Origin of the sequence: Cupriavidus sp. a3, assembly GCF_051015765.1 — a bacterium.
Classification (GTDB): Bacteria; Pseudomonadota; Gammaproteobacteria; order Burkholderiales; family Burkholderiaceae; genus Cupriavidus; species Cupriavidus oxalaticus_A.
This window is the reverse complement of record NZ_CP170645.1, coordinates 455,235-481,388: the sequence shown is the minus strand read 5'-3', so window position 1 is coordinate 481,388 and position 26,154 is coordinate 455,235. Positions and strand designations below refer to the sequence as shown.

23 protein-coding genes and 2 pseudogenes are annotated in these 26,154 nt (G+C 60.1%); 23 read left to right on the top strand and 2 right to left on the bottom strand.

The features are described from left to right. Nucleotides 1–157 precede the first annotated feature (157 nt). The 3 genes and pseudogenes from ACAD63_RS35120 to ACAD63_RS35110 form a co-directional block, all read left to right on the top strand. Nucleotides 158–1,050: pseudogene (locus ACAD63_RS35120) on the top strand (DNA-binding protein); the annotation flags it as partial. Between the two features lie 62 nt (nt 1,051–1,112). Further along, nucleotides 1,113–1,247: pseudogene (locus ACAD63_RS35115) on the top strand (H-NS family nucleoid-associated regulatory protein); the annotation flags it as partial. An 806-nt stretch (nt 1,248–2,053) separates the two neighbouring features. Next, on the top strand, nt 2,054–2,986 hold the full coding sequence (locus tag ACAD63_RS35110; protein ID WP_434034867.1) for a LysR family transcriptional regulator: 933 nt from the start codon (nt 2,054–2,056) through the stop codon (nt 2,984–2,986). Between the two features lie 88 nt (nt 2,987–3,074). Here ACAD63_RS35110 and ACAD63_RS35105 read toward each other — a convergent pair whose 3' ends face one another. Further along, nucleotides 3,075–4,253 (bottom strand): MalY/PatB family protein, encoded by a 1,179-nt coding sequence (locus tag ACAD63_RS35105; RefSeq protein ID WP_434034866.1) that lies wholly within the window; start codon nt 4,251–4,253, stop codon nt 3,075–3,077. Nucleotides 4,254–4,578: 325 nt separating this feature from the next. On the opposite strand from ACAD63_RS35105, the gene ACAD63_RS35100 reads away from it, so the two are divergent. Next, entirely contained in the window at nt 4,579–5,628 is a 1,050-nt protein-coding gene (locus ACAD63_RS35100; protein WP_434034865.1) for a Bug family tripartite tricarboxylate transporter substrate binding protein, read from the top strand. Nucleotides 5,629–5,791: 163 nt separating this feature from the next. Here the strand turns inward: ACAD63_RS35100 and ACAD63_RS35095 are convergent, their stop codons facing one another. Beyond that, nucleotides 5,792–7,312: a CoA-acylating methylmalonate-semialdehyde dehydrogenase gene (locus ACAD63_RS35095; protein ID WP_434034864.1), complete on the bottom strand. Its 1,521-nt coding sequence runs from the start codon at nt 7,310–7,312 to the stop codon at nt 5,792–5,794. A gap of 179 nt (nt 7,313–7,491) precedes the next feature. Between ACAD63_RS35095 and ACAD63_RS35090 the strand changes: the two genes are divergently transcribed. The 19 genes from ACAD63_RS35090 (at nt 7,492) to ACAD63_RS35000 (ending at nt 26,150) form a co-directional block, all read left to right on the top strand. Continuing rightward, on the top strand, nt 7,492–8,457 hold the full coding sequence (locus ACAD63_RS35090; protein WP_434034863.1) for a LysR substrate-binding domain-containing protein: 966 nt from the start codon (nt 7,492–7,494) through the stop codon (nt 8,455–8,457). A 220-nt stretch (nt 8,458–8,677) separates the two neighbouring features. Next, a complete protein-coding gene (locus tag ACAD63_RS35085; protein WP_434034862.1) occupies nt 8,678–9,412 on the top strand; it encodes a succinate dehydrogenase/fumarate reductase iron-sulfur subunit in 735 nt (244 codons plus the stop codon). A 2-nt stretch (nt 9,413–9,414) separates the two neighbouring features. Continuing rightward, entirely contained in the window at nt 9,415–9,750 is a 336-nt protein-coding gene (locus ACAD63_RS35080; protein ID WP_434034861.1) for a succinate dehydrogenase, read from the top strand. Then, nucleotides 9,747–10,094 (top strand): succinate dehydrogenase, encoded by a 348-nt coding sequence (locus ACAD63_RS35075; RefSeq protein WP_434034860.1) that lies wholly within the window; start codon nt 9,747–9,749, stop codon nt 10,092–10,094. Before ACAD63_RS35080 ends, ACAD63_RS35075 begins: the two co-directional genes overlap by 4 nt. Beyond that, nucleotides 10,095–11,843: an L-aspartate oxidase gene (locus ACAD63_RS35070; protein WP_434034859.1), complete on the top strand. Its 1,749-nt coding sequence runs from the start codon at nt 10,095–10,097 to the stop codon at nt 11,841–11,843. It abuts the gene before it with no gap. A 12-nt stretch (nt 11,844–11,855) separates the two neighbouring features. Beyond that, a complete protein-coding gene (locus tag ACAD63_RS35065; RefSeq protein WP_434034858.1) occupies nt 11,856–12,791 on the top strand; it encodes a fumarate hydratase in 936 nt (311 codons plus the stop codon). Continuing rightward, the gene (locus ACAD63_RS35060; RefSeq protein WP_434034857.1) at nt 12,785–13,468 is read left to right on the top strand and encodes a fumarate hydratase C-terminal domain-containing protein; all 684 of its coding nucleotides are present in this window, start codon (nt 12,785–12,787) and stop codon (nt 13,466–13,468) included. Before ACAD63_RS35065 ends, ACAD63_RS35060 begins: the two co-directional genes overlap by 7 nt. Nucleotides 13,469–13,503: 35 nt before the next feature. Next, nucleotides 13,504–14,337, top strand: coding sequence for an amidohydrolase family protein (locus tag ACAD63_RS35055; RefSeq protein ID WP_434034856.1), 834 nt, complete (start codon nt 13,504–13,506; stop codon nt 14,335–14,337). 76 nt (nt 14,338–14,413) lie between these two features. Beyond that, a complete protein-coding gene (locus tag ACAD63_RS35050) occupies nt 14,414–15,328 on the top strand; it encodes a LysR family transcriptional regulator (RefSeq protein WP_434034855.1) in 915 nt (304 codons plus the stop codon). Nucleotides 15,329–15,330: 2 nt separating this feature from the next. Continuing rightward, nucleotides 15,331–16,233 carry a LysR family transcriptional regulator gene (locus ACAD63_RS35045; RefSeq protein ID WP_434034854.1) on the top strand — a complete coding sequence of 301 codons (903 nt, stop codon included), beginning with the start codon at nt 15,331–15,333 and terminating at the stop codon, nt 16,231–16,233. 217 nt (nt 16,234–16,450) lie between these two features. After that, complete coding sequence (locus ACAD63_RS35040; protein ID WP_434034853.1) at nt 16,451–17,545, top strand: Bug family tripartite tricarboxylate transporter substrate binding protein; 1,095 nt, start codon at nt 16,451–16,453, stop codon at nt 17,543–17,545. Between the two features lie 128 nt (nt 17,546–17,673). Beyond that, nucleotides 17,674–18,417, top strand: a complete 744-nt coding sequence (locus ACAD63_RS35035) for a sulfite exporter TauE/SafE family protein (protein WP_434034852.1) — start codon at nt 17,674–17,676, stop codon at nt 18,415–18,417. Nucleotides 18,418–18,572: 155 nt separating this feature from the next. Beyond that, nucleotides 18,573–19,232, top strand: a complete 660-nt coding sequence (locus ACAD63_RS35030; protein WP_434034851.1) for a carboxymuconolactone decarboxylase family protein — start codon at nt 18,573–18,575, stop codon at nt 19,230–19,232. A 241-nt stretch (nt 19,233–19,473) separates the two neighbouring features. Further along, on the top strand, nt 19,474–20,376 hold the full coding sequence (locus tag ACAD63_RS35025) for a LysR family transcriptional regulator (protein WP_434034850.1): 903 nt from the start codon (nt 19,474–19,476) through the stop codon (nt 20,374–20,376). 170 nt (nt 20,377–20,546) lie between these two features. Next, nucleotides 20,547–21,014, top strand: coding sequence for a PaaI family thioesterase (locus tag ACAD63_RS35020; protein WP_434035085.1), 468 nt, complete (start codon nt 20,547–20,549; stop codon nt 21,012–21,014). 508 nt (nt 21,015–21,522) lie between these two features. Further along, entirely contained in the window at nt 21,523–22,713 is a 1,191-nt protein-coding gene (locus ACAD63_RS35015; protein ID WP_434034849.1) for a CaiB/BaiF CoA transferase family protein, read from the top strand. Nucleotides 22,714–22,732: 19 nt separating this feature from the next. Further along, on the top strand, nt 22,733–23,920 hold the full coding sequence (acdA, locus tag ACAD63_RS35010) for a 3-sulfinopropanoyl-CoA desulfinase (protein ID WP_434034848.1): 1,188 nt from the start codon (nt 22,733–22,735) through the stop codon (nt 23,918–23,920). A 33-nt stretch (nt 23,921–23,953) separates the two neighbouring features. Continuing rightward, nucleotides 23,954–24,937: a Bug family tripartite tricarboxylate transporter substrate binding protein gene (locus ACAD63_RS35005; protein ID WP_434034847.1), complete on the top strand. Its 984-nt coding sequence runs from the start codon at nt 23,954–23,956 to the stop codon at nt 24,935–24,937. A gap of 19 nt (nt 24,938–24,956) precedes the next feature. Then, nucleotides 24,957–26,150 (top strand): mandelate racemase/muconate lactonizing enzyme family protein, encoded by a 1,194-nt coding sequence (locus ACAD63_RS35000; protein ID WP_434034846.1) that lies wholly within the window; start codon nt 24,957–24,959, stop codon nt 26,148–26,150. The last annotated feature ends 4 nt before the right edge of the window (nt 26,151–26,154 follow it).

Sequence of the window (26,154 nt, the reverse complement as noted above, 5' to 3'; positions counted from 1 at the left end):
TTCAAATATCGAAGTAAAATAGGGGTAACCCTTAACTTCGACTCGTTCCTTCATAGTTTGCGCCGATAGCGGTTAACAAGTGGCCCCAAAGGCGCAGTCTCCACCTGGAAAGTGATTTAATGGATCTAAAATAGGCAATATTCGCGCCCCTCGACGCAGCCTGGTGCGCAAGGGCAGCATGGCCACGCCGGCAGAGGTGCTGCAGGCGTTCTGGCAGGAGCTGCGCGGGCGCACGCGTGTCACCATCGACCATCCCGACCTGCCGGACGCCCTGAAACAGGTGGCCGCCGAGGCCATCAAGACGATCTGGCAGGCGGCCAACGAGGCCGCCACTGGCGAACTCGCCACGCTGCGCGCCGAGGCCCGCGATGCGGCCAGCGCCGCTGAAGCCGAGCGAGACGCGGTACGGGCCGAGACCGCGGCGGCCCGGGAGGAGGTGGCCGCCATCACTGCGCAGCTGGCCGAGTCGCGCGAGGTGCACGACGCCGTGCAGGCGGACCTGGCCGCGGAGCGCCAGGCCCATGCCGCGACCCAGGCCCGGCTGGAAGCGGGGCGGGCGGAGCTGGACGCTGCCGGGCGGCAGCTGGCGGAATTGCGTACCCAATTCTCGACCGAGCTCGTGCCGTGCGCTCGCTCTGCTGGCGCGCGGTCCGCTCCGCGTCCAGTTCGCGCAAGCTCCGTCGCTCACTGGCCTCGGCCCGTTCCTGGGCGAGGTTCACCGGCTCGCGGGCGCGCTCGTGCGCGGCGAACTGGTGGCGGCGCGCAGCGAGGCCCGCGACGCGGCGGTGACCCAGGCCGAGGTCCGGGCCCGACTCGAGGCCCAAGCCGCGGCGCTCGCCGATCGGCTCGCGGCCGCCGAGCAGGCGCAGCGCAAAGCGGCGCACGACCTGGACGCGGTGCAGGCGGAGCTGGGCGCGGCGCAGCGCCGGGCCGAACGGGCCGAGGCCGAGGCGGCGCTGGCGCGCCAGCTGCTGGCAGAATTGCGGGTGGCGCCACCCGGGCGGGCGGAGGGTGGTGGCGGGCGGCGGCGCAAGGCCGGCGGCCCGGCGCCGACCGACGAGGCGGCGCCAGGCACAAAACCGGACGAACAGCAGGACGAAAAGCAGGGCGCGCCGGCACCAGCGCCAGTGGTCTGCTACCGCAACGCCGCAGGGCAGCGCTGGGACGGGCAGGGCGACATGCCGGACTGGCTGCGGCGGGCGGTCAATGCGGGGCAGAGTAAGGAATTTTTTCGGGTTGGTGGATAGGGGCCGTCGCAGATCCCAGCGTCCACCGTGGATCGCTCTGTGAGGGGCGCCTCAGAATTCGGAGATTTTTGCACGCTAGCGCCGCGAGATAGGCTTCCGGCAAGGCATTCGGCTGGTGCGGACCCCGGTCTGCCAGTGCCGGAGATGGTTTCCGAGGCGGCATGCCGGTTGTCGAGGCATTCCAAGCCGTGTTTGCGAAAGACTGACGGTATTGGAGAACGTGATTGAAGCGCCGGTTCACGTGCAGCGTGTGGCACGCGACAAGGCCGTGACGCGGGCGTGCACGCTGCTAGACAAAGTAGGGATGTCCCACAAGATTGATGCTTATCCTTCCGAGAAGTTCTTCACGGCACCTGACACCGATAGAGTACGCCAGTTTCTGGGGCGCTATTGTTAGTTGACTTGATCGGCAATCAGTCACGGACGTAGCTGTGCATATGAGTGATCCGCCGGGGCTGGGTGGTTCTTGGCGCGACGGACATCGCGCCACTTCAGCATGAGACAAATGAACTTACGGCCATTGTGCCGAACACGACCAAGTCGTCGCACCAGGGCGTTGAGGACAAATTCAATTGATTGTGAAAAGAGAAGAAAACACAATCGAATTATGAGGATTTTTCACAACTCAACCTTTCAGGGTCGAATTGCCGGAATGGGAAGCCATTTCTCGACTTATCGCTGAAGCGGGAAGCGACGCTCGCGCCACTCTCAGTTTTTTTCCTCGGCAGTCTGAGCCTTCGTACCACTCATATCGGCATACCATCACCATTTCCTGGCTCGCTAGTACCATGCGCTGAGGTCGTCCATTGAGATCATTTGCTTCGCTTACCCAATTGACTGTGTTCGTTCGAATTGCGGAATCGGGCAGTCTTTCTGCCGCAGCCCGCGCGTTGAGCCTGACTCCATCTGCGGTTAGCAAAAGCTTGGCTCAACTCGAAGAGCGACTTGGCGTTCTGCTAATCAAGCGTACTACTCGTAATCTGACCTTGACTGAAAGCGGTCGCGCTATTCTTGAAAAGGCGAATGACTTGCTTACGGACCTAGAAGCGACGTTTGACACAGCGCGCAGCATTCAGGGACGAGTTGAAGGGAGGCTGCGCGTAACCTGCTCCCTAGCGTTTGGATGCAGTCAGCTGACACCGTGGATCGCACGCTACATCGACGGAAATCCTCATGTGGAAGTCGATGTTGCCTTGGACGATCACTGCGTGAATCTTGCCGAAGGAAGCTATGACATTGCACTTAGGATTACCGCCGGAACGGACTGGGGGTACGCCGCACGAAAGCTTTCTGTTATTCGTTGGGTCTACTGTGCATCGCCAGAATACATTAGCCGCCACGATGCCGTCTCGACCCCAGAGGACCTAAGCAACCATCAATGCTTGGTCTACCCCGACATGACACCTCGCGGCGCCTGGACATTCCGGCGTGACAAGGAGATTCACCAAGTCACTGTGAAGCCGAAGCTAACAGCGAACTCCAGTCTCGCACTGCGAGAGGCGGCACTACTTGGACATGGGGTGGCATGCCTACCGACGTACCTTGTTTCATCCGACATTCTCCGTAGGCAGCTAGTTCAAGTTGTACCGGAATATAGGTCGGCCATCGAACATGTCTTGTACGCTATGTATTACAAGTCAAAGTATGCGAACTATCTGGTTCGTGACTTCATCGATTTCATCGCGGAATGCTACGGTGACCTTCCTCCTTGGGATCTAGCGCTTCAGAGCACAAGTTGACTACCTAGGGGGTAGACAAGCCACCGTGATACTGCGCACGAGCGAAAAATGCGAAACCGCTAGCTCCTGCGCCTCTTTTGCCAAAGAATCAGAACGATGCGTTCGCCAGCCTGTTCAAGGCCTCATCCACAGTGCTACGCGGGCACGCGAGGTTAATGCGCATAAAGCCTTCGCCGGCGGAGCCAAACTTCGAGCCCGGATCAAGCCACAGGCGCGCGCGTCGAATCATTTGGTCGTGAAGCTCCGAGGGGGATAATCCGAGTGCTCGACAGTCTATCCATGCCAGGTAAAGGGATCCCGTCGGCATCACACGCAATGGTAGGTCGAGCTCCCTAACACGTGCGGCAAAGTGCCGCTGGTTTTCCGCAACATAGTCAAGCATGGCGTCGACCCAGGGCGCACAATGCCGATATGCTGCCTCGCAGGCCACAGGTCCGAGATTGTTCAGGAGTTTCACTCCGCATCTCTCCGATTGTGCGATGAATGCCGTACGAAGGCGTTCATTCGGAATAAGGATGTTCGCACACTGAAGCCCGGCGGTATTGAAAGTCTTACTCGGTGACGTGCAAACGATGCAGCTATCTGCAAGTTCTGGGTCTAGGCTAGCAAACGGGATGTGTTTTTTATCGTGATCGAAGACGAAATCCTGATGAATTTCATCTGAAACGACAATAATATTATGTCGCCGGCAAATCTCACCCATCTGGAGTAGTTCTTCGCGTGTCCAGACATTCCCGGTGGGATTGTGCGGGTTACATAGAATGAACAGTTTTGTGCCAGGTCGTATCGCGGCTTCGAACTTGTCGGGGTCGAACTCATAGCCGTCAGCGGTGGATGTCAATGGAACTTCAAGCAGTCTGCGACCATTGATAAGAACATCGTGATGAAAGTGAATGTAAACCGGCGGCTGCACCATCACATAATCGCCCGGGTCTGAGAACGCCTGGACGGCCATATTTAGCGCATTCACAACACCGACGGCCGGTACTAGCCACTCCGACCGTGGCGACCACCCAAATCGCTTTGCCTGCCATTCAAGCACCGCTTCGATGTATCCGTCGGACACCTGTGTGTAGCCGAAGACCCCGAATTTCACCTCCTTTGCTAGCGCTGCACGGATTGGCCGTGGAACGCGGAAGTCCATATCGGCGATCCACATGGGCAACGGATCGGCGACCAGCTGCGCGGGGGTCAGCCTGCCTCTTGCGCCTGCCCACTTCATGGAGTTTGTCTCGGTACGGTCAATGACCTCGTCGAAGGAATACATGAATATGCTCACAATCTTTAGTGCAATCATTGTGCGCACACTCGACCACAGTCCAGTAGCGGAATTTTGGACCAGCAGTTTTGAATGAGATTCAAGAATGGTGTTGTGACGCAGATTTGATGCGCGAGGGCTTGCTCTCGCCATGGGGGCGTCACGCAGTCTTGCGACCACTATTTCCTTTGGTTCAAAGGTGATTTGAGTATATTTCGCAATGAAAATCTTCCTACTAGCCTTAAAGTAACAGGCGGAATACCTTGATGCGGATTCGGGTAGTAGTCCATGAACATCGATTCAAGCAACCACCATTGCTGGTGGCAGCAGATGGATGAGTTTTGTTATTTCCTGGAATGGACAGGTAGTCAACTATATTAGAAATGTGGAGGAGGATAGAGGAATGAAGTTTTTTGGCAAAAAAATGGTCGGGAAGCATCTAGCCGTTGGGGCGATGTTGACGTTCTCGACGTTCGGCGCAAATTCGCAAACGGTGAAACCGCTCACTATCGTTGTAGGCTTCCCCGCCGGAGGGAGTGTCGACCACATTGCACGCCTGTTGGCAGACAAACTGAAGGATCCCCTGGGCAGACCAGTCATTGTCGACAACAAGCCGGGAGCCAGCGGACGTATTGCGGCCAGCCAGGTGAAAGCCATGCCGGCCGACGGCTCAGTGATGATGATTGCTCCGAATACTCTGATCCTGCAGTCAATCATCTATTCGGGAAAGATTAACTATGACCTTGTCAGGGATTTTTCACCGGTTGCAAAGATCGCCACAATGCCAGTGGCAGTTGCGGTGCCGACCAACTCGCCCTTGAAGAATGTCAAGGACCTGGTTAGCTACGCAAAGGCTCATAAGGAAGATACCAGTTACGGTAGCAACGGGCCCGGTAGTCTTGGTCATTTGACCGGGCAGCGGTTTGCTAAGGCTGCGGGGATCGAATGGACGAATATCCCTTATAAGGGCGGTGCACCGCTGGTGAGCGACTTGCTGGGGGGGCACGTACAGTCGGGCGTGGATGGCTTGGCGGAGTACATTGAACACCACCGCGCCGGCCGACTTCGCGTTCTTGGCACATTTAGTGGCGAGCGATCGTCGCTGGCCCCAGAGGTACCGACGATCAACGAGCAAGGCATCAAGGGAGCCAACACTGAGCTTTGGTTCGGGCTGTGGTTCCCTGCCAAGACTCAGACTGCTACCGTTATTCAGATGCAGAATGCAGTCGAGAAAGTGCTGAAGGACCCGGACATCAAAAACCGGCTCAGCAAGATGGTAACAACCATCGACTTCGTCCCGTCGGCACAGTTTGCGCAATTTGTCCAAAAGGAGTTTGATGTCTGGCGCCCGGTGATTCGAGATTCGGGCGTCACCCCTGACTGAGCGAGAATAATACTGCGCGCCGGCGCATAAGCGAACCGGCGCCGCTGTTGGTGCGCCCACTTTCTAATACGACCGTTTGCGGGAAGTTGGCGCGAAGGCTGTGCCATATTTGCGGTGGGATCGACGCCAGGCTGTTCGCCGCGACGTCGATCCCTTCGCGATATCATTTCGCAGTGGGCATCGCGAACTCAGCTCCACGAGCCGTATCGTTGGGCCAGCGTTGCATGATGCTTTTCTGGCGCGTGTAGAAGCGGACGCCTTCTTCGCCGTAGGCGTGCATGTCACCGAACAGTGAACGCTTCCAGCCTCCGAAGCCGTGCCATGCCATTGGAACAGGGATGGGTACATTGATGCCGACCATACCGACTTCGATGCGCCGCGAGAACTCGCGTGCGATTTGGCCATCGCGGGTGTAGCATGCCACGCCATTGCCGAATTCGTGTGCGTTGACCAGCTTCACGGCTTGCGCGAAGTCATCCACGCGCACGCATGAGAGCACCGGACCGAAGATCTCCTCCTTATAGATCCGCATGTCCGGGGTCACGTTGTCGAACAGCGTTCCGCCGGTAAAGAATCCCTGCTCGAGACCAGGAACCTTGTAGTTGCGGCCGTCGACCAGAAGTCTGGCGCCTTCTTCGACACCGAGGGCGATGTAGTTTTCGATGCGTTCGAGCGCTTGGCCGGTCACGACGGGGCCCATCTCGGCGTCCGCCTCCATGCCGTTCTTGATGACCAGTTCGCGCGCGCGGGCTTCCAGCTTCGGGATGATCTTGTCTGCCACGTCGCCGACGAGCACTGCCACGGAGATAGCCATGCAGCGCTCGCCGGCCGAGCCGTATGCTGCGCCGATCAGTCCGTCCACGGCCTGATCGATGTCCGCATCGGGCATCACAACCATGTGGTTCTTTGCGCCGCCCAGCGCCTGAACCCGCTTGCCAAGCCTGGCGCCAGTCTCGTAGATGTAATTCGCGATGGGCGTGGACCCGACGAAGCTCACGGCCTTGACGTCGTTGTGATGCAGCAGGGCGTCCACGACGGTCTTGTCGCCCTGGACGACATTGAAGACTCCATCGGGAAGCCCCGCATCCTTGAGCAGGCGTGCCATGAAGAGCGAGGCCGAAGGATCCCGCTCACTGGGCTTCAGGATGAAGCAGTTGCCTGCCGCGATGGCGACGGGGAACATCCAGCACGGAACCATGCACGGGAAGTTGAACGGCGTGATGCCAGCCACCACGCCCAGCGGCTGGCGCATGGTCCAGTTGTCCATGCCGGTCGAGACCTGGTCCGTGAAGTCGCCCTTGAGCAGTTGAGGGATGCCGCAGGCGAACTCGATGATGTCGATGCCGCGGCTTACTTCGCCGGCCGCATCGCTTAGCACCTTGCCGTGCTCCGCCGTAATGATCGCGGCCAGTTCGTCCTTGTGCCGGTTCATCAGTTCCAGAAACTTGAGCATCACGCGGGCCCGGCGAATTGGCGGGGTGTCGGCCCACTTCGGAAAAGCGGCCAGCGCGGAAGCCACGGCGGCATTCACGTCCTCGCCCGTGCCCAGGCGGACCTGGCGCGCTACGGCCCCGGTGGCGGGATTGAACACCGCTTGCGATCGCTTGCCGTTGCTTTCGTACGGCTCGCCGGCAACGAAATGAATGACGTCTGCGGGGTTGGTGTAGGGCGTAGTCACGGGCATCTCCTGTCAGTACCGGCGGGATATGCATGCCCGCCGCGTTTTCGATGTCTGGAGTTTATGAAGGGCCCCTGTCAACGGCTAGTCATCGAACGCCGAACTAACTGTTCAGGAATTTTTGATACCAGCATGCTATAGATATGAAATATCCCTATCTGAATGTGCCGATCTAGGAGTATTGCATGCGCAAGGACAACGTCGAGGAACTTTGGGAGCACCTGCACTGGCTTGTGATACTGCATCAGCAGGGCAGCTTCAGCAAGGCGGCCGCACGCCTCGGCGTCAGCAAGGCGTCCATGAGCCAGCACATCACGGATCTCGAGAAGGCGGCGGGCATTACGTTGGTCCAGCGGACCACTCGCAGCGCAACGCTGACCGATGCCGGGCGGCAACTGGTGGATGCCATGCGCGGCGCATTCGAGCAGATCGCCACAGGTTATGCCAATGTCCGAGACCTGGCCGGAGCGCCAAGAGGGTTCCTGCGTGTCACCGCGCCGGTGGCATTTTCCAGGCAGCAGCTGGTACCTCGCCTGCCTGATTTCCTGCGCCGGTATCCGCAGATCCAACTCGAACTCGACATGTCGGATCGTTTGCGGCCGCTGGCCCAGGAGGGCTTCGACATTGCGGTCAGGCATACGTCTACGCCCCCGGAAACCCACGTGGCATGGACGCTCGCGACAACACGCACGGTTGTTGTCGCAAGCCGCGCTTACCTGCGCAGCAGCGGAACTCCCGAGACGCCGCAAGCGCTGACAGAGCACGCGTGCCTGCACTATCCCCGGCTGCAGGGAACGCCAACCTGGACCTTTGTCCCTGCGGTGGTGGAGTCCAATGTCAGGCACGCTGACCCTGTGACAGTGCCAGTCACAGGGCCCCTGACCGTCAACAACAGCGAAGCCTTGCGCGATGCCGCGATCGAAGGCCTGGGTATCGCGCTGCTGCCGGACTTCAGTGCACAGTCTGCTCTAGAAACAGGTCGACTCATCGAGGTTCTGCCGCAGTGGCGCTCTACCGGCGCATTCGGAGACTGGCTCTACGCCATTCGACCCTATTCGGCCCACGCCTCGCGGGTCTCGCAGGTCTTTGTGGACTACTTGCGAGAAACCTTCGCGCAAGGCTTTTCCTCGACGACGCCGCACCTTCTCTGAACACTTTGCGCAACGGGTGAGCTAAGCGTCATTTTTCGCCTATAAGTTCAAAAAATATCAAGCTATATATTATTGATTCAGAAATATCGATTACTTAAACTTGTTTCAACTCAACTGCAGAAGACCACGGCCGAACATCAGATGGAAGGCCATCCTGCGACGGTCTTCACGCGCAAGACAGGTTGGCGCGTCAGCGCATTGAAGGAAACGGGAGAGAGTGATGGAGGCGACAAAGGCCGCGCAACGCACGCTTACGGTACGCATTGCCCGGGGCACCGGCGAAGGCGATTTCAAAACCTATGAAGTGCCGTGGCGCGAGAACCAGACCGTTCTAGACGTGGTGACCGAAGTGCAGCGCCGCATCGATCCGACGCTGTCCTACCGCTTCGCATGCCGGGTGGGCGTCTGCGGATCCTGCGCGATGACTGTGAACGGCAAGCCACGCTGGACCTGCCGGACGCACGTCAGCCGCGTAGAAGAGGATGGCGTGATCGTCATCGAGCCGTTGCGCAACATGCCCCGCATCAAGGACCTGGTGGTCAACATGTCGGAGTTCTTCGACAAATGGAAGAAGGCCGGCAATACGTTCGTCGGCACGGCGACGCGCCACGATCCGCCGGCAGCGGTGTCTCCGACTAGCAAGAAGCGCAAGATGGCCGACGCCGCCATCGAATGCATCAACTGCGGCGTTTGCTATGCCTCGTGCGACGTCGTGTCATGGGACAAGGAGTATCTCGGACCCGCCGCGCTGAACCGGGCGTGGACCCTGTTCAACGACGAACGCCATGCCGATCCCAAGGACGTGCTGAAGAAGGCGACGTCGGGTAGCGGCTGCAATTCCTGCCATACGCAGGGCAATTGCATGACGCACTGCCCTGTGAGCCTGAGCCCGACGGGCAGCATTGCAGGGCTCAAGAAAAATGCGCTGCTGCAATTCCTGAAGGGAGGTGACTGACCATGGAGCAGCGTCTGTTCGCACTCCAGCGTCTCAGCGCAATGGTCATGGCGCCATTCGTGCTCGTGCATCTGGGCGTGATTCTCTATGCAGTCCGTGGCGGCTTGACTGCTGCCGAGATACTTTCCCGCACGCAGGGCAGTCTGCTCTGGATTCCGTTCTACTCGCTGTTCGTGATCAGCGTGGCGGTCCACGTGCCAATCGGGCTGCGCAACATTCTGATCGAATGGGCCCGGCTGAGCCGTGGCGCAGCGTCCGTGTGCTGTTTGCTGTTCGGACTGTTGCTGCTGTCGATGGGCATGCGCGCCGTGGCGGCAGTGGGAGGTCTGCTGTCATGAAGTCGCCAAGAAATCACCGCGCCTATTGGGCCTTTCTCGGGCACCGTCTGTCCGGCCTGGCACTGGGCATCTTCCTCCCAGCGCACTTCTATGTCCTCGGACTCGCACTGGACGAGCATGCGCGCATGGACGCGTTCCTGAAATTTGCCGACATGGGCGCGGTGAAGTTCGGCGAATGGGGCCTAGTGTTGCTGTTGTCCATTCACATGTGCTTCGGGCTGCGACTGCTGGCGCTGGAATTGCTGCCATGGAGTTCCACTCGAGACGCACGCCTGTCATGGATCAGCTGGGGCGGTGCGCTGTCGCTGTTCGTCGGCGTGATCTTTGCCCTGGGGGTAATCTGAATGCAAATCGAGAACCACAAGACAGACATCCTGATCCTCGGTACCGGAGGGGCAGGGCTATTCGCGGCGTTGCACGCAAAAAAGGCAAATCCCGCGCTCAAAGTATCTGTGGCGGTCAAGGGCCTGCTTGGAAAATGCGGCTGCACGCGCATGGTCCAGGGCGGCTACAACGTGGCACTGTCGGTCGGAGATTCGGTCGAGCGTCATTTCATGGACACGATCGAAGGTGGCAAGTGGCTGCCCCGCCAGGACCTTGCCTGGCGGCTTGTTGAAGGGGCGATAGAACGTGTCCGCGAACTGGAAAACGAGATCGGGTGCTTCTTTGACCGCAATCCCGATGGCACGCTGCACCAGAAGGCCTTTGCCGGCCAGAGCTTTGACCGCACAGTCCACAAGGCTGACCTGACCGGTATCGAGATCATCAATCGGCTAATGGAGCAGGTGCGGGCCCTCGATGTGGAAGAAATGGAGGAGCACCGCGCGATCGAGCTAGTTCCCGCAGCCGACGGCTCTGGTATCGCTGGCGTGTTGTTCATCGACATGCGTCGCGGCACTTATCGCTTCGTACAGGCGAAGGCCGTGCTGATGGCCACGGGCGCAGGTCCGACCATGTACCGCTACCACACGCCCTCAGGGGATAAAACCTGCGACGGCCTCGCGATGGCCATGCGCTATGGCCTGAGCCTGCGGGACATGGAGATGGTCCAGTTTCATCCGACGGGGCTGCTCGGCGGCCCGGATACTCGCATGACCGGCACGGTGCTTGAAGAAGGTTTGCGAGGTGCGGGCGGCTGGCTGATCAATGGCAACGGCGACCGCTTCATGACCAACTATGATGCCCGCGGCGAGCGTGCGACGCGAGACGTGGTCAGCCGCGGCATCTATGCTGAAATGCGTGCCGGCAGGAGCGGCCCGATGGGCGGCATCTTCATCCAGATGAGCCACCTCGGGCCCGAGAAGGTGGCCAAGACGTTCCCGGGGATGGTCAATCGCTGCAAGGACTGCGGCTTCGACCTTGCCGGCGGTCGCGTCGAGGTGGTACCGACGGCCCATTACCTGATGGGAGGTGTGGAGTTCAATGTGGACTGCAGCACCGCTTCGCCCGGCCTGTTCGCCGCTGGCGAGGATTGCGGCGGCGTGCATGGAGCCAATCGCCTGGGCGGCAACGGCGTGGCGAACTCGACTGTGTTCGGCGGCATCGCCGGCGACTCAATGGCCGCGTATGTTTCTGGCGTCCAGCACTGGAAGGAGCCGGACCGGCGCGTCATCTTGAGCGGCATCGAACGCGCCGAGTACCCGTTCTCGAAGACGCCGGGCGCCATTCATGAATTGCGCGATGCGCTTGCGCAGACGATGTGGGACGACGTTGGCGTCCTGCGCAACGAACAGGCGATGCGCCGGGGCCTGGATTCCGTCGCCGCGCATCGCGACGCGCTGCTGGGCATGGGCGTACCCGATGGCGAGCGCCGCTACAGCGTGACTTGGCACGACTGGCTCAACCTGCAGAGCCTAGTAGACATCTCGCGCGTGATTACCGTTTCCGCGCTGGCACGCGAGAACAGCCGTGGCGCCCACTTCCGCGAAGACTTTCCGGAGCCCGGTGACCTGCACACCAGCCGCTACACCCGCGTGACCGCGGACGGCGACGATATCCGCCTGGAGATGGTTCCGGTGAAGTTCGACATCGTCAAGCCGGGCACGTCACTGATCACCGGTGAGGCCGGTCAACCCCCAAAAGTTGCAGCATAGAGGACCGCTACGATGACCATCTCTATCGATCGGGTCGAGGAAGCCGCGTTCGAGATCATGAAGCGCGCCGCGATCGAGATCCCCAAAGACTACAAGCAGGGCATCCAGGCGTTGCAGAAGACCGAAACGGGAAAGCTCCCGCGCTTCGTGATCCACGCCATGCAGGATAACTGGGAAGCCGCTGACCAGGACCGCCGGCCCATGTGTGCGGACACCGGACTGCCGCGCTACTACGTCAAGGTCGGCAACAACGCTTCCATGCAGCGCGGCTTCGTCGCCGTCGAGCGTGCGCTGCGCAAGGCCACCGCCGACGCCACGCTGGCCGTTCCGCTACGGCCGAACCGCGTGCACCCGCTCTGGCGTACCGATAACAACAACAACGTCGGCATCAATGCGCCCGAGATCGATTGGTCGTTCGAACCGGACGCCGACTGGGTCGACATCACGACCGTGCACAAGGGCGGGCTGTTCGGCACCGACTACCGGATGCTGTTCCCGGGCGACGGGATCGATGGGATCAAGCGGTTCGTCCTTGACACGCTGATTGCCTTTGGCAAGCGCGGCCTGGCATGCCAGCCGGCCATTGTCGGCATCGGCCTGGGCGGGTCGAAGGACACCTGCATGCAACTCGGCAAGCAGGCGGCATGTCTGCGCGTGGTGGGTGATCGCAACCCCGATCCGAAGATCGCCGAACTCGAGCTCGAGCTGATGAAGCTGGGTAACTCGATCGGCATGGGCGCCATGGGCTTCGTGGGCTCGTCGATGGTCGTGGACTGCCATATCGAGGTGGGGCATACCCATACGGGCGGCATGCCAATCAGCCTTCACACATTCTGCCTGTCTTCGCGACGCGCCACGGCGCGAATTTATGCGGACGGCAACATCGAATATCGCACGGACCCACAGTGGTTCACCCCTTATCTGCGCAGGGAGACGGTCGAATGGTAAACCCGCAAGACGATGAACTGAAGGTCTTCCACATCAACCTGCCCGCGACCACGGAAGACATCGCAAGGCTTGAGCTGGGATCGGCCGTGTATCTGACGGGTGTGATCTACACAGCGCGGGAAGGCGTCTACAAGAAGGTGCTCGATGAAGGCCGGGAGCCGCCGGTAGAGCTGCGTGGGCTCAGCAACGTCAACTTCCATTGCTCACCGGCGGCGGCACCCGATGAAGATGGCGGCTACAACATCGGCGCGGTAACAGCGACGGCAAGCTTCCGGTTCTCCAAATGGATTCCGAAGTGGATGGAGAAGACGGAATGCCGGATCTTTATCGGCAAGGGTGGCATGCCTGCCGACGACTACAAGCGCGTGCTGGCGCCCGGCGGCGCCATTTATCTGACGACCGTAGGCTATGGCACGGGGGCGCTGCTCGGCAGAGGCATCAAGCGGGTGCAGGACGTGTTCTGGCTCGACGAACTCGGCATTGCGCAGGCGATGTGGATGTTCGAGGTCGAGAACTTTGGGCCGTTCATCGTCGAGAGCGATCTGGACGGCAATTCGCTGTTTGCACAGCATGCAGAGGTGATCAATGCCGGGATCGAAAAGCTGTACGTCGGTCTCAAGCCGCCGGCGTTGCACCGGTACGGCGAAACGGATGACCGCAAGAACGAGGTGATGTAAGCCCATTCCCGTAGCAGACCAGCCAGGAACAAGACATGATCATTGATTTCAGACTCCGACCGCCCCTCGGTGGCTTTCTCGATACGCTGATGTACTCGGCTGGCGAGCGCCGCGACGGCTTTACAAGGACGGTGGGCTTTGAGCCGTCGCCTGCCGCGCAGCAGCAATCGATGGAGCTGCTGCTCGCGGAAATGGAAGAAGCCGGCGTCGACAAGGGTGTCGTGGTGGGGCGCCTCGCCGGAACGCTGGGAAGCGTGTCCAACGAGGACGTGGCGCGAATCGTGCGCGATTATCCGGGACGCTTCATCGGTGCGGCATCGATCGATCCGACTAACCGCGTGGCTGCGTGCAAGACCATTTCGGAAGCGGTCGCCAGCGGCTTCAAAGCGATCAACATCGAACCGGGCTCGTATCCGATTCCCATGTACGCGGACGATCGTCGCCTGTATCCGATCTACGCACACTGCGAAGACCTGGACGTGCCCGTGATCATGATGGTGGGCGGCACGGCCGGGCCGGACCTGAGCTACTCCGATCCGGTTCGAACCGATCGGGTCCTGGCCGACTTTCCGAAGCTCAACGTCGTCGTCGTTCACGGTGGCTGGCCCTGGGTGACGGAGATCCTGCACATCGCGTTCCGCCGCCCGAACATGTACCTTTCGCCCGATATGTACTTTTCGCGGATGCCCGGTTGGGAGGAGTATGTGAAGGCCGCTGATTCCTTCCTGGCCGACCGCATGCTGTACGCAAGCTCGTTCCCGTTCTGCCCGGTGCGGGACTACAAGCGATGGTTCGAGACGTTGCCGATCCGCCCCGAGAACATGGAGAAGGTGATGGGAGGGAACGCTCGTCGCCTGCTGGGGATATAAGGGACGATGCCCGCCCATGCGGCAAAATGACGGCGCAGCGAGCTAGCGGCTTGAACCACACATCACTTTGTCAGCCATGGACGTCAAGACACTCTACACACTGGTAGCCATTGCGGACCGAGGCAGTTTTGCCGAGGCGGGCAATGCCATCGGGCTTTCCCTTTCGGCGGTGAGCATGCAAATGCGTTCCCTGGAAGAGGAGCTCGGCATGACGATCTTCGATCGGAGCCGCAGGCCGCCCGTGTTGACGGACGCAGGCCTCGCGTTCACGAACCGTGCGCGCGACCTGCTGACACATTGGGAGAGCATGTCCGCCGCGCTCAAGCGCGAAGCCGCCGGAGGCGTGCTCAAGCTCGGCTCCGTCCATACCTGCGTATCGGGAGTATTGCCGCTGGCATTGAAGCGGCTCCACCAGCAGGGACACCGCATCGACATTCACCTGACTACCGGGCTTACCCACGATCTGGAGAGGGCCGTGTACCGGCGGCAGCTGGATGTTGCGGTCGTGACGGAGCCGGAGGTGCCACGCCTGGACCTGCAATTCATGCCGTTCTTTAACGAAGAGTTCGTGGTGATCACGCATGTCACGACGCGTGGAGATTCGGACAAAGGGGTGTTGGAAACGACCCCTTACGTGCGATTCAACCGCACGGCTCGTGTCGGCCTGCTTGTGCAGGAGGAGATGGTGCGGCGACAGATTGCCGTTCGTTCCACGATGGAAATCGACACACTCGAGGGCGTCATCGCGATGGTGGCCAATGGCCTCGGATCTTCGGTGGTACCAGCCCGCGGCGTCGAGAACGAGTTCCCGGCGACGATCCGTACGATTCCGTTCGGTACGCCGCCGCTGACGCGTCGCCTCGGCATCCTGGTTCCGCGTGACAATCCGCGCGCGCACTTGTCGAAGCTGCTGCTGGACGCGTTAACGGATGTCACGTCACCGGCGAGTACGCCCGACGGCGGTCGTCCGAGGCTGGTGCAGAAGGGCTGACCATGGCGGCAGTACGATTCTCACTCCGGCAGTTGGAACTGTTCTCGGCAGTTGCAAGGACAGGATCTACATCTGCTGCAGGGGAGGAAGCGGCGCTGTCGCAGTCGGCCGTCAGCTCGGCGGTAAATGAGCTGGAGCAAAGCCTTGGGGTAACGTTGTTCGATCGCGTATCCAAGCGTCTGGTGCTGAACGATGCCGGCCGGGCGCTCCAGGAGCGGGCGACCCACCTGATTTTGGAGGCGCGCGCCATCGAACGCGAGCTTTCCGGCGGGGAAGCCACGTGTCACATGAAAATTGCGGCCAGCACTACCATTGGCAATTATCTGATTCCAGAGATGCTGGCTAACTATCATATCAATTATCCAGAACGACGCGTGGATACCCAGATCGGGAATTCACAGGAAGTAATTCGCCTCGTTGCAGAGACGCGTGTCGACGTCGGCATTATTGAGGGACCAAATCCTGCAACGGAATTGCTCAGCTACAGATGGCGCGATGATGAACTCGTCATCGTCGCGTCGCCCCATAACCGGCTGGCTGTCGCCCAACGTGCATCCGGCCAGGCGGTATCAGGCCTTGAGCTTCAGCAGGCGGACTGGCTGTTTCGCGAAGAGGGATCAGGCACGCGAGACGCGGTGGGGAGCGCATTGCATCCCTACCTGGGCCCGCTCAGCCCGAAAGCGGTGCTTGGAAGCTCCGAGGCTATCAAGTACGCAGTCGAGCTTGGCCTGGGTATCAGTTGCCTTTCCAGGATCCTGGTGCAGGGCATGCTTGACAAGGGGACGCTGGTTGAACTGCGTACGGAGTTTCCGCGGCTGACGCGACTGCTATCGGTTGTTTCACATCCGGCACGGCCGATCTCCCCGTCGATGTCGGAATTCCTGAATCCATATCGAAGCGGATAGTCATTCCATGAAGTCCAGAGTTGGTTAGTCGCACTCGCCGTTGAATATGGTGGGAGGAGTGCTTTTTTTCTAAAAAAGATAACAACTTTAATTGATCAACGTAAGTTCCATATTCCGTTTCCATCTGATGGACCTTGTTATTAGGATCGACAAAAAAGAAACGCAACACCGTAGACGATAGTCGCAAAACAAGGGCGACGCCACAAAGGAGACAACGATGAACTCAACACGCACGCGAAAAGCCGTCAAGTATTGGCTTGGACACTGGCGACAGTGGTTGTGCCGCATGCGGCAACATCCCATTTTGAAGGAGCGGTGCCGAGCCACCCATGCGGCGCGCTCCCGCACGTCCACGGCGTTGACCATGTTTGCGTTCGCGATCGCGCCACTCTATATGGTTCCTGCGCATGCCGAGGAATGGCCAAGCAAGCCTATTCGCCTGGTTGTCCCATTCGCCTCGGGTGGTGCGACCGATTTACTGGCGCGAGCCGTGGCCCTTGAACTCGGCAAGCAATGGAAGCAACCGGTTGTGGTGGACAACCGGCCAGGTGCTGGCGGTGCCGTTGGTGCCGAAGTCGTTGCGAAGTCGGCTCCCGATGGCTATACGCTGTTGCTGGCCTCCGGCAGCATGTTCACGGTCAATCCTTTTATCTATCAGAAGCTGCCGTACTCTGCCGAAAGCTTCGAGATGATCAGCAAGATCGCCAGCGGCCCGATGGTGGTGACCGTCAATACGAAGGTTCCCGCCAAGACGATCGCGGAACTCATCAGCTACGCCAAGGCTAATCCGGGCAAGTTGACCTTTGCGTCGGCGGGCAACGGGAGCCAGGTCCATATGGCCAGCGAGTCTTTTGCCGAGGCTGCCGGCATCGACGTCGTCCATGTGCCCTATAAGGGAGAGGGCCCCGCCTACTCGGATCTGATGGCCGGTACGGTAGACATGACTGTGGGCAACATCAACGCTATCTCGCCGCTTCTGAAGGGCGGCCGCTTGCGGGCGCTTGCCGTGACGGGCAAGGAACGGTCAACCCTGCTTCCAGACGTTCCCACCGTCGCGGAGGCGGGCCTGCAAGGCTTCACGTTTTACGGCTGGTTTGCACTGATGGCCCCAGCTGGCACGCCGAAAGGGCTGACGGCGAAGATGTATGCCGACCTCGAAAAGGCGGCAGCAGAACCGAGCATGCAGCGCTATCTGGCCTCCCAAGGCATGACCAAGACGCTGACTCCGAAGGGCAGGCTCCCCGAAGAGATCGCTCAGGAAGCCGGGCGCTGGAAGGTCTTGGTGGCAAAGCGAAAGATCTCTGCCAACTAACCGGTGCAGTGAATGCGTGAGCAGCCCCCAAGGATCGGGCGGAGGACATTGCACCTTAACCGTCGGCCGCCAACGCGCCGGGATTAACTTGTAGCAGGACATAGAAGAATAATCTCACCGGAGCCACGATGGGCGCAGAACACTATGCGATTCTAGGTGCGACAATTGCTGGCGCTTACACAGTGTTCGGCCTCACGGGCTTCGGTGCGGCGATGATTGCAGTGCCCATCCTGGTGCAGTTCCTTCCGCTGCAAGTAGTGGTTCCGATGTTGCTTCTGCTTGATCTCGTGGCAACCACGGTCGTTGGCCTGCACAACTGGAATTCGGTGTCGCGAACGGAGCTGTTGCATCTGGTCCCTTTCATGATGGTCGGCGTGGCGCTTGGGACCACCGTCCTGGCCAAGGTCGAATCCCGTTGGTTGCTGGTTGGCCTTGGGCTGTTTGTCCTGGCCATGACGGCGCGCACGCTGATGGCTTCCTCCGCTCGCATGGATTGCGCCGCAAAGGGCTGGTCGGTGCCGGCAGGCGTTATCGGTGGCGTATTCAGCGCCTTGTTCGGTACCGGCGGGCCTGTGTACACCATGTATTTGTCCAGACGTCTGCCGGAGATCGGCAAGTTCCGCTCAACCATCGCGGCCGTGATCCTGTTCAGCGCGGTAATGCGCCTCCTGGCGTTTGCTGGCGGGGGACTTCTGCAACAGGAGGAACTGTTGCGTAGCGCCGTGTTTGCGATGCCGTTCGGTCTGGTCGGGCTGACTGCCGGATCCCGCCTGCGGCGACACATTTCCGCAGACGCCGTGAAGCGTGCGCTACTGGTTTTTCTCTGCGCCAGCGGTGCTTCGGTGCTTGTTCGTGGTCTGATGATGCACTGACCGGCGCCCGGACGTGCTTTCGGCGCGCGGACCAACCGCGGCTGCTGCGGCAAACGCAGCCCCTTCCGCCGATTGAGTTTTAATTCAATTGCTCATGGGATTCCCCGCGCGATAGCCTTTCGCGAGTATATAACCATGATAGGGAGGAAGAGACAATGACCGCTGCTGCGAGCCTCAACGAGGTCGTTTCCAGGATAAAGGGTCCGGCATCGAACTATGTGCAAGCATTTGAAGCACACAGGCTGCACCTGCATGCATCCGGTGACACGGATGGGGCCCTGTCGCCCCGCCAGCGGGTCTTGGTTCGGATCGCTATTGCAGTCGCGATACCGTGTAGGGAAATGCTGCGAACTTGCAGAAGCGAGGCAGAAGGCATCCTCGCGCGAGAGGAGATCGAGCAAGCGGTGAGCGTTGCAACGGCTTTGCGAGCCGGTGCAGCGGTAGCTTATGGCAGACTGGCTTACAAGTACCTGAATGGGGACGCAGACGGTGCCGCCGTCTCTTCGGCAGTTTCGGAAATCAAAAGAGACCGGGAATTGATGACGCAATTCCGCAGGTCGTCGCCAGGCGATTTCGACCGGCTGACGAAGATGCTCGGTGAAATGCACAAGGACGGGCTGCCACTGTCCAAGCTCGACTATGAACTGCTTGCCATTGGCTGCTCGACAATCACCCAATGTGTGTATTGTATGGAGCGCCATGTGGATGCGGCCCGAGCACTTGGCGTCTTGCCGTCGCAAATTGCGCAGGTAGTTCATCTGGCTGTGTCGGCCCGGATTGAAGCTTCATTCCTCGCGGCCGAAGAGATCCTGTAGGCCCGCATGCACGAGGCGCGGTCTGCCTTGCTGGCCTCACATCCTTGCAAGGCTGGCAGACCTCGACCAGGTCCTGCGCTACCTGCTTGATATGTGCCCCGATGTGGTCCCGGCGAAGCCATGTGGTCCCGGCGAAGCCAAGAAGAGGGTCAGCTCCATTGACACCGCTGAGTAATGAGTTTAGTTTCAACGATCCGGGGGAAGGGATGAAACTGACCTCAATACAGCCTATGGATCGTCGATGCGCAAGTCTGAAAGACCTCAGCTCCCTACACTGCGGCAACTGGAGCTTCTTCTCGCATTAGTCTCTTCCGATGGAATTGCGGGCGCTGGGGCAAAGCTAGGCATGACGCCATCCGCCACCAGTCACGCATTGAGGGCGCTGGAGGACGCACTTGGCGTCCAGCTTGTCGAGCGAAACCAAACCGGTTTGTCTTTGACCTTCGCTGGTGAACAGGTACTCCCTCACGTACGGGACGTCTTTGCTTCGTTGCAACTCGTCACTGCCACCGCACGTGCCGGCGCAGAACTGAAGACTGGTTTGATACGCATTGGCTCATTTGGCGCAAGTGCGTCGCTGCATGCGTTGCCTGCTTTGCTACAACAGTTCAGGGGCAAGTATCCCGGCGTCAGTGTGGTGGTTACCGAGCGGCCGGACGAGGAAACCAGCCAGGACCTGATCGAGAGACGCATCGAGCTGGCTGCTGTCACGTTGCCAAAGCCAGACTTCGAAACCATTACCCTGGCGGTCGACGAACTGGTTGCGGTCTTGCCCGCCGACCATGAGCTTGCCTCCCAGCAAGAAGTCGAGCTCGCCGACGTAACCCGGTTTCCTTTCATCATGACGCGAGCCGGTTCTCAGAAACTCATTCAAAGGCTATTTGCGCGACATGGTTGTCGCCCGACTATCGCGCACGAGTTGCTGCAAATCATGTCCATCCTCGAGTATGTGTCCAGGGGTGAAGGGGTCTCCATCCTGGCGCGGCTGGCGGTGCCTGATTCATATCCGGGAGTATTGTATGCACCGCTTCAGCCCCGGACCCGCCGTAGTATCGGCCTGGCATGCCTGAGCGAGAACAAGCTATCTCCCGCAGCCAAGGCGCTGTGGCAGGAAGCGAAGCGGTTCAGTGTGGCGAGGTATTAGGCCAGGCCTTATCGTTAAACGGGACGTCTTCCAGCCCGTGTTCGCTGGAGGGCATTGAAAAGCGATTCAATTGCACATGAGCGGCATCGGTCTTAGCCTCGGAACCATTGCTTAGACCAATGGCTGACATCCACAGCGAAGCAGGGAGACAGCCACTATTGCCCTTGACCATGAGTAATATCGAGCACGCTGACGTCTGGATTCAGAAAGAATATTCTCCCGAGAACAGTCACTGCTATGGGTGCGGCGTGGCGAACCCATATGGTCACGGGCTCAAGACCTATTTGACCGGAGCCGAAACTGTTTCCCGTTTTACTCCGGACGCGATGTACAGCGGTGGCGTGCCTGGGAACGTCTATGGTGGGATGATCGCATCACTATTCGATTGCCACGGTGCAGCTGCCGCTGCCTCCTTTCATCGGCAGCACTCGGAGGACCCCGACGGACCCTTGGGCAGGTTCGTCACCGCCTCACTCCACGTCAACTTCCTGGCTCCCACTCCACAGTCTCGGGAACTGACGGTGTCAGGGGTTCTTAAATCCATCGAAGGGCGCAAGGTGTGGGTCGAAATGACACTCAAGGCAGGTGAGACCCTTTGCGCTACCGCTGAGATGTTAGCCATTGCCCTTCGCAAGTGACAGCGTTGGCCTGGTCATAGGGTCACCGCCTGTTCAAGGCGGCACAGCCGCTCAGGCATTCACCTGCCGCCCGTGTTGAATCAGGCAGCGCAACCGCAGCCGCACCGGCGCCAAGCGGGCAGTCCAGCATCATCTGCTACCGAATATCTTCGCTCCGTTTCCGCAACGCGGATGTGAGCCGGTGTACTGCCCACGCTTGCGCAACGAAGCGCAAGATGCGCTCGGCAGGACAGCTCCGGCATACCACCCTCAAACACGCAAGGACATTCTGCAGCCTGGTAGGCAACAGGCTTGCGATCACGCGTTGACCATCGCTTGCATTTGTCCACATGCCTAGGGTTTCTCCTATCCTTGCGCCGTAATTCAATTGAGGTTGTCAGACACCGATTCTTAGAATCATCGCATGATCAGAAAGGAGATTTCGTCATGCGATGCAGTGGGATGCAAGATCGCAAATTTGCCGTAGAAGGCGTTTGCTCACCGGACTCAAATGCTTGCGAGGTGCGGAATGAACGTGCCTTCTGACCGCCTGGCATTGGCCGGTATCAAGGTCCTGGACCTCTCCCGGATTCTCGCCGGTCCAAGCGCTACCCAACTTCTTGGCGACCTGGGCGCCGACATAGTGAAAGTCGAGCGTCCCGAGGAGGGCGACGATACGCGGAAATGGGGCCCGCCCTATATCGAGGACACTGCCGGGAATCCCACGAAGGAGAGCGCGTACTACCTCAGCGCAAATCGCAATAAGCGCTCGATCGCCATCGATCTGGCGTCAGACGAGGGGCGCGTCCTGATTCACGAACTCCTGAAGCACGCCGACGTGCTCGTGGAGAACTATAAGGTCGGGGGGCTGGCGCGCTACGGACTGTCATATGAACAGCTCAAGGAGCAGTACCCCAGGCTGATCTACTGTTCGATCACGGGTTTCGGCCAGACCGGCCCGTACGCCGGGCGCCCAGGCTATGACTTTCTCATCCAGGGGATGGGCGGGATCATGAGCCTCACGGGCGAACCTGACGGCCAGCCGATGAAAGTCGGTGTCGGTATCGCCGATGTCATGACCGGCATGTATGCCACGGTCGGTATTCTCGCCGCGCTTCAGTATCGCGCAATGCATGGACGTGGCCAGCACATCGACGTGTCGCTGCTGGACTCGCAGATTGCATGGCTTGTGAACGGCGCAACCAATTACCTTGCAGATGGCGTTCTCCCGCAGCGGCTGGGCAACGGGCATCCCAATATCGTGCCCTACCAGGTGTTCGACGCCGCCGATGCTCCAATGATTCTCGCGATCGGCAATGACGCCCAGTTCGAGCGGTTCTGCAGCGTCGCAGACCTCGTGCACCTTGCATCGGACGAGCGTTTTCGAACCAATCCGGCACGAGTGGCAAATCGCGAGGCGGTCTGCGAGCGGGTCGCCGTTGCCTTACGCACGCGTGCCCGTTCCGAGTGGCTCGCCGCATTGGAAGACGCGGGTGTGCCATGCGGCCCTGTCAACAACCTCGAGGATGTCTTTAACGATCCTCATGTCAAGGCGCGTGGCGCGGAGATCCGGATTCCCTGTGAATGGGCAAAGGACGGTCATCTGCGGCTGCTCGCGAACCCCCTGAAGCTGTCCGAGACGCCTGCAACCTATCGAAAACCCCCGCCACGGCTGGATGAGCATCGCGACGCGATCCTGAAAGACTGGCTGGGCAACTAAAGGAAAAATGGAGATAAGCATGTTCGAACTGACCTCTGAACAAAAAGAGCTGCAACTGGCAGCACGCGACCTGGCGCAGAACGTTTTCGGACCGACTGCCGCGGACACTGACGTTACCGAGGCCTATCCGTGGAAGAACGTGGACCGGCTGCTTGCAGAAGGCTTCATGGGAATGACGATCCCAAAGGAACTTGGGGGAAAAGGCCGCAGCTACCACGATACGGTCATCGTCATCGAGGAGATGGCGAAGGCCTGTGCCACCATGGGTCGCATTACTGTCGAAGCCAACATGGGTGCGATCGGCGCGATCCTGCGCTATGGCACCGATGAACAGCGGAAAATCGCTGCAGCGGCCGTGCTCAGCGGTGACAAGCCCGCCATCTGCATTTCCGAGCCGAATGCCGGTAGCGCAGCAAGCGAAATGACGACGCGAGCGGACCGGGTTGGGGACGACTACATCCTGAATGGGGAAAAGTACTGGATCACCGGCGGAGGCGTCTCGCGACTGCATCTGATCTTTGCACGGGTGTTCGATGACGGTGTCGATCAGGGAATCGGCGCCTTCATCTGCATGCGCGATGGCAATAGCCCGGATGGCCTGGTGACTGGCCGCCGTCTCTACGCGATGGGCGTCCGTGGCATCCCTGAGACGCATATCGAATTTCGTGATCTGAAGATCCATAAATCCATGCTGGTCGTGCCACCTGGCGGCTTGCAGCGTGGTTTCGCTTCACTGATGAACGCGTATAACGCGCAACGCGTCGGAGCGGGAACTGTGGCGCTCGGCATCGCGCAGGGCGCGTTCGAGGAGGGCGTGCGGTATGCGAAATCCCGCGAGCAGTTCGGCCGCCCCATTGCCGAATTCCAGGGCCTGCAGTGGATGATCAGCGATATGTCCGTGCAGCTGGAGGCCGCGCGATTGCTGTTGCACTCCGCCGCTTGCAGCGGGAAAGAGTTTCCCGACATGGCCCGGGCCGCCCGAGCAAAGATCTTCGCCGCCGAAACTGCCAACAAGGTCACCAACGATTCGCTGCAACTCTATGGGTCGTCCGGCTATGGTCGCCACAACCCGATGGAGCGGCACGTCCGGGACGCCCGGATGTTCACCATCGCCGGCGGCACGGCGCAGATCCTGAGAACGCAGGTTGCGGCGAGCATCCTTGAGATGAAACTGCCTCAGACGCGACACGGCTATCTCGCGAAGTAACGCTGGTCGCAGAACCAGGAGGAGACAAAAGACATGAAACGCAGAGACTTCATCAAAGCCATGTCCTGTATCGGAGCGGGGTCCATGGCTCCGCTCGCGGACGTGCGCGCGGCGTCCGAGACGTCATACCCTGCCTCACCGGTGCGACTTGTCGCTCCGTTTCCGCCAGGAGGCACCGTCGATATCCTTGCGCGACTCGTCGCGGCGCAGCTTTCCAGGGAGGTTGGCCAATCCATCATCGTTGAGAATCGTGCTGGCGCAGGGGGCACCATCGGCGCGGACGCGGTGTCGCGGGCCAAGCCGGACGGCTACACGATCTTGTTTGGGGCGGCGCATCACGCGATTGCGCAAACCGTCTATCCCTCGCTGCCGTACGACATCCGCAACATGGCGCCGGTCAGCTTTCTCGGGCGAGTGGATCATGTGCTGTTGGTGACCAACAAGCTGCCGGTGAAGAATGTCGCCGAGCTCATTGCCTATCTGAAGGCGAATCCCGACAAGCTTGCTTACGGGTCGCCCGGCACGGGCACGCTTCACCACCTGATGGCGGAGCAGTTCAAGGCCGTCACGGGAACCAGGATGATGCATGTTCCCTATAAAGGTTCCAGTCCCGCGCTTGTCGACCTGATCTCCGGCACCATCCAGGTCTACTTTGAAACCATGCCGTCCGCTCTGCAGTATGTGCGCAGCGGCAGCGTGCGCGCGCTGGCGGTGACCTCCAGGCAGCGGTCGCGCACCCTGCCCGATCTTCCCACTATCGCCGAATCGGGCGTGTCGAACTATGACGCGGCAAGCTGGTACGGGCTGTTCGCGCCACGCGGCACTTCGTCGCAGGTGGTCGCCGCGCTGAATGCCGCAACTGCCCGGGCTTTCGCAAACGGCGCGTTCGTTGAGCAATGGAGGCGGCAAGGTGCCGAGCCGGGTGGCGGCAATCCGGAGGTCCTTCGAAAGCTGCTGCTGAGCGAAGTCGATCGCTGGAGCGCCGTGGCGCGTGACGCGAACATCCGAGTCGAGTAACTGAGAGCGGAGGACCATCATGAAAATCACGAAGATTGAAGTGCTCGAGGCCGAACTGTCCGGGCAAGGTGGAATAGCCTCTTGGCATCACGTGTTCGCCAGAATCCACACCGACGAAGGCGTCACTGGACTGGGTGAAGTCGGCATGGCCTACGGTACCGGGGCCCAGGCGGCAGGACCCATGGTGTTGGCCCTGGGTCAGCGCTTCGTGTTGGGCCACGACCCGTTCTCCACGGAATCCATCTGGGAGCGGATGCTGCGCAAGTCCTTCTGGGCGGAAGGGGGCGGACCCGTGGTATTCGGTGCAATGAGCGCGCTCGACGCGGCACTATGGGACATCAAGGGTAAGGCGCTTGGCCTGCCGGTGCATCGGCTGCTCGGAGCCGACACACCATCGCCGCTGCGCTGCTATGCCAGCCAACTGCAGTTCGACTGGGCCGAGGAAACGGTAAACCTCGTCGATCCGGCACGGTATCGCGAAGCCGCTGTCCGCGCGCGCGAGGAAGGCTATGACTGCGTCAAGGTCGATCCGTTGATGATTGCACCTGACGGCAGTCGCGCTGCCAAGCTGCGCGGCATTCTGACGCCAGAGCAGCGTCGGATGCTCAGGGTTCGCATGGAAGCCGTACGCGACGGGATTGGTCCCGATGCCGACATCATTCTGGAATTGCACTCCTTCACGTCCACGGCTGGCGCACTGCAAGCGGCGGAAACACTGAAGGACCTCGGGATTCTGTTCATGGAGGAGCCAACCCATTACAACGGCGCGCATGCGCACAATCGTGCCGCGCGCAAATCGCCGGTGCCGATTGCCGCTGGCGAGCGGCTCTATACCCGTTGGGGTTTCCTGCCCTACCTGGAGGCAGGGTCCCTCGACATGATCCAGCCCGACGTGGGCCTGGTCGGGGGTATCAGCGAGGCCTGCAAGATCGCCCATCTAGCGCACACCTTCGATGTGGGGGTGCAGGCCCATGTCTGCGGATCGCCATTGGCCACCGCGATCGCCCTGCAGTTCGAAGCCGCCATCCCCAACTTCGAGATCCATGAACACCACACCTATGCGCTGAAAGGGTGTAACCGGGATTTGTTTGTCGAAGACTTGCAGCCCCGCGGCGGCTGCTTCCAAGTGCCGACAGCACCGGGCCTTGGCATGACGCTCGCGCCCGAAGCGGAGCGGCAGATGACCACCACCTTCGTCAGCCTTGGCAGTTGAGCGC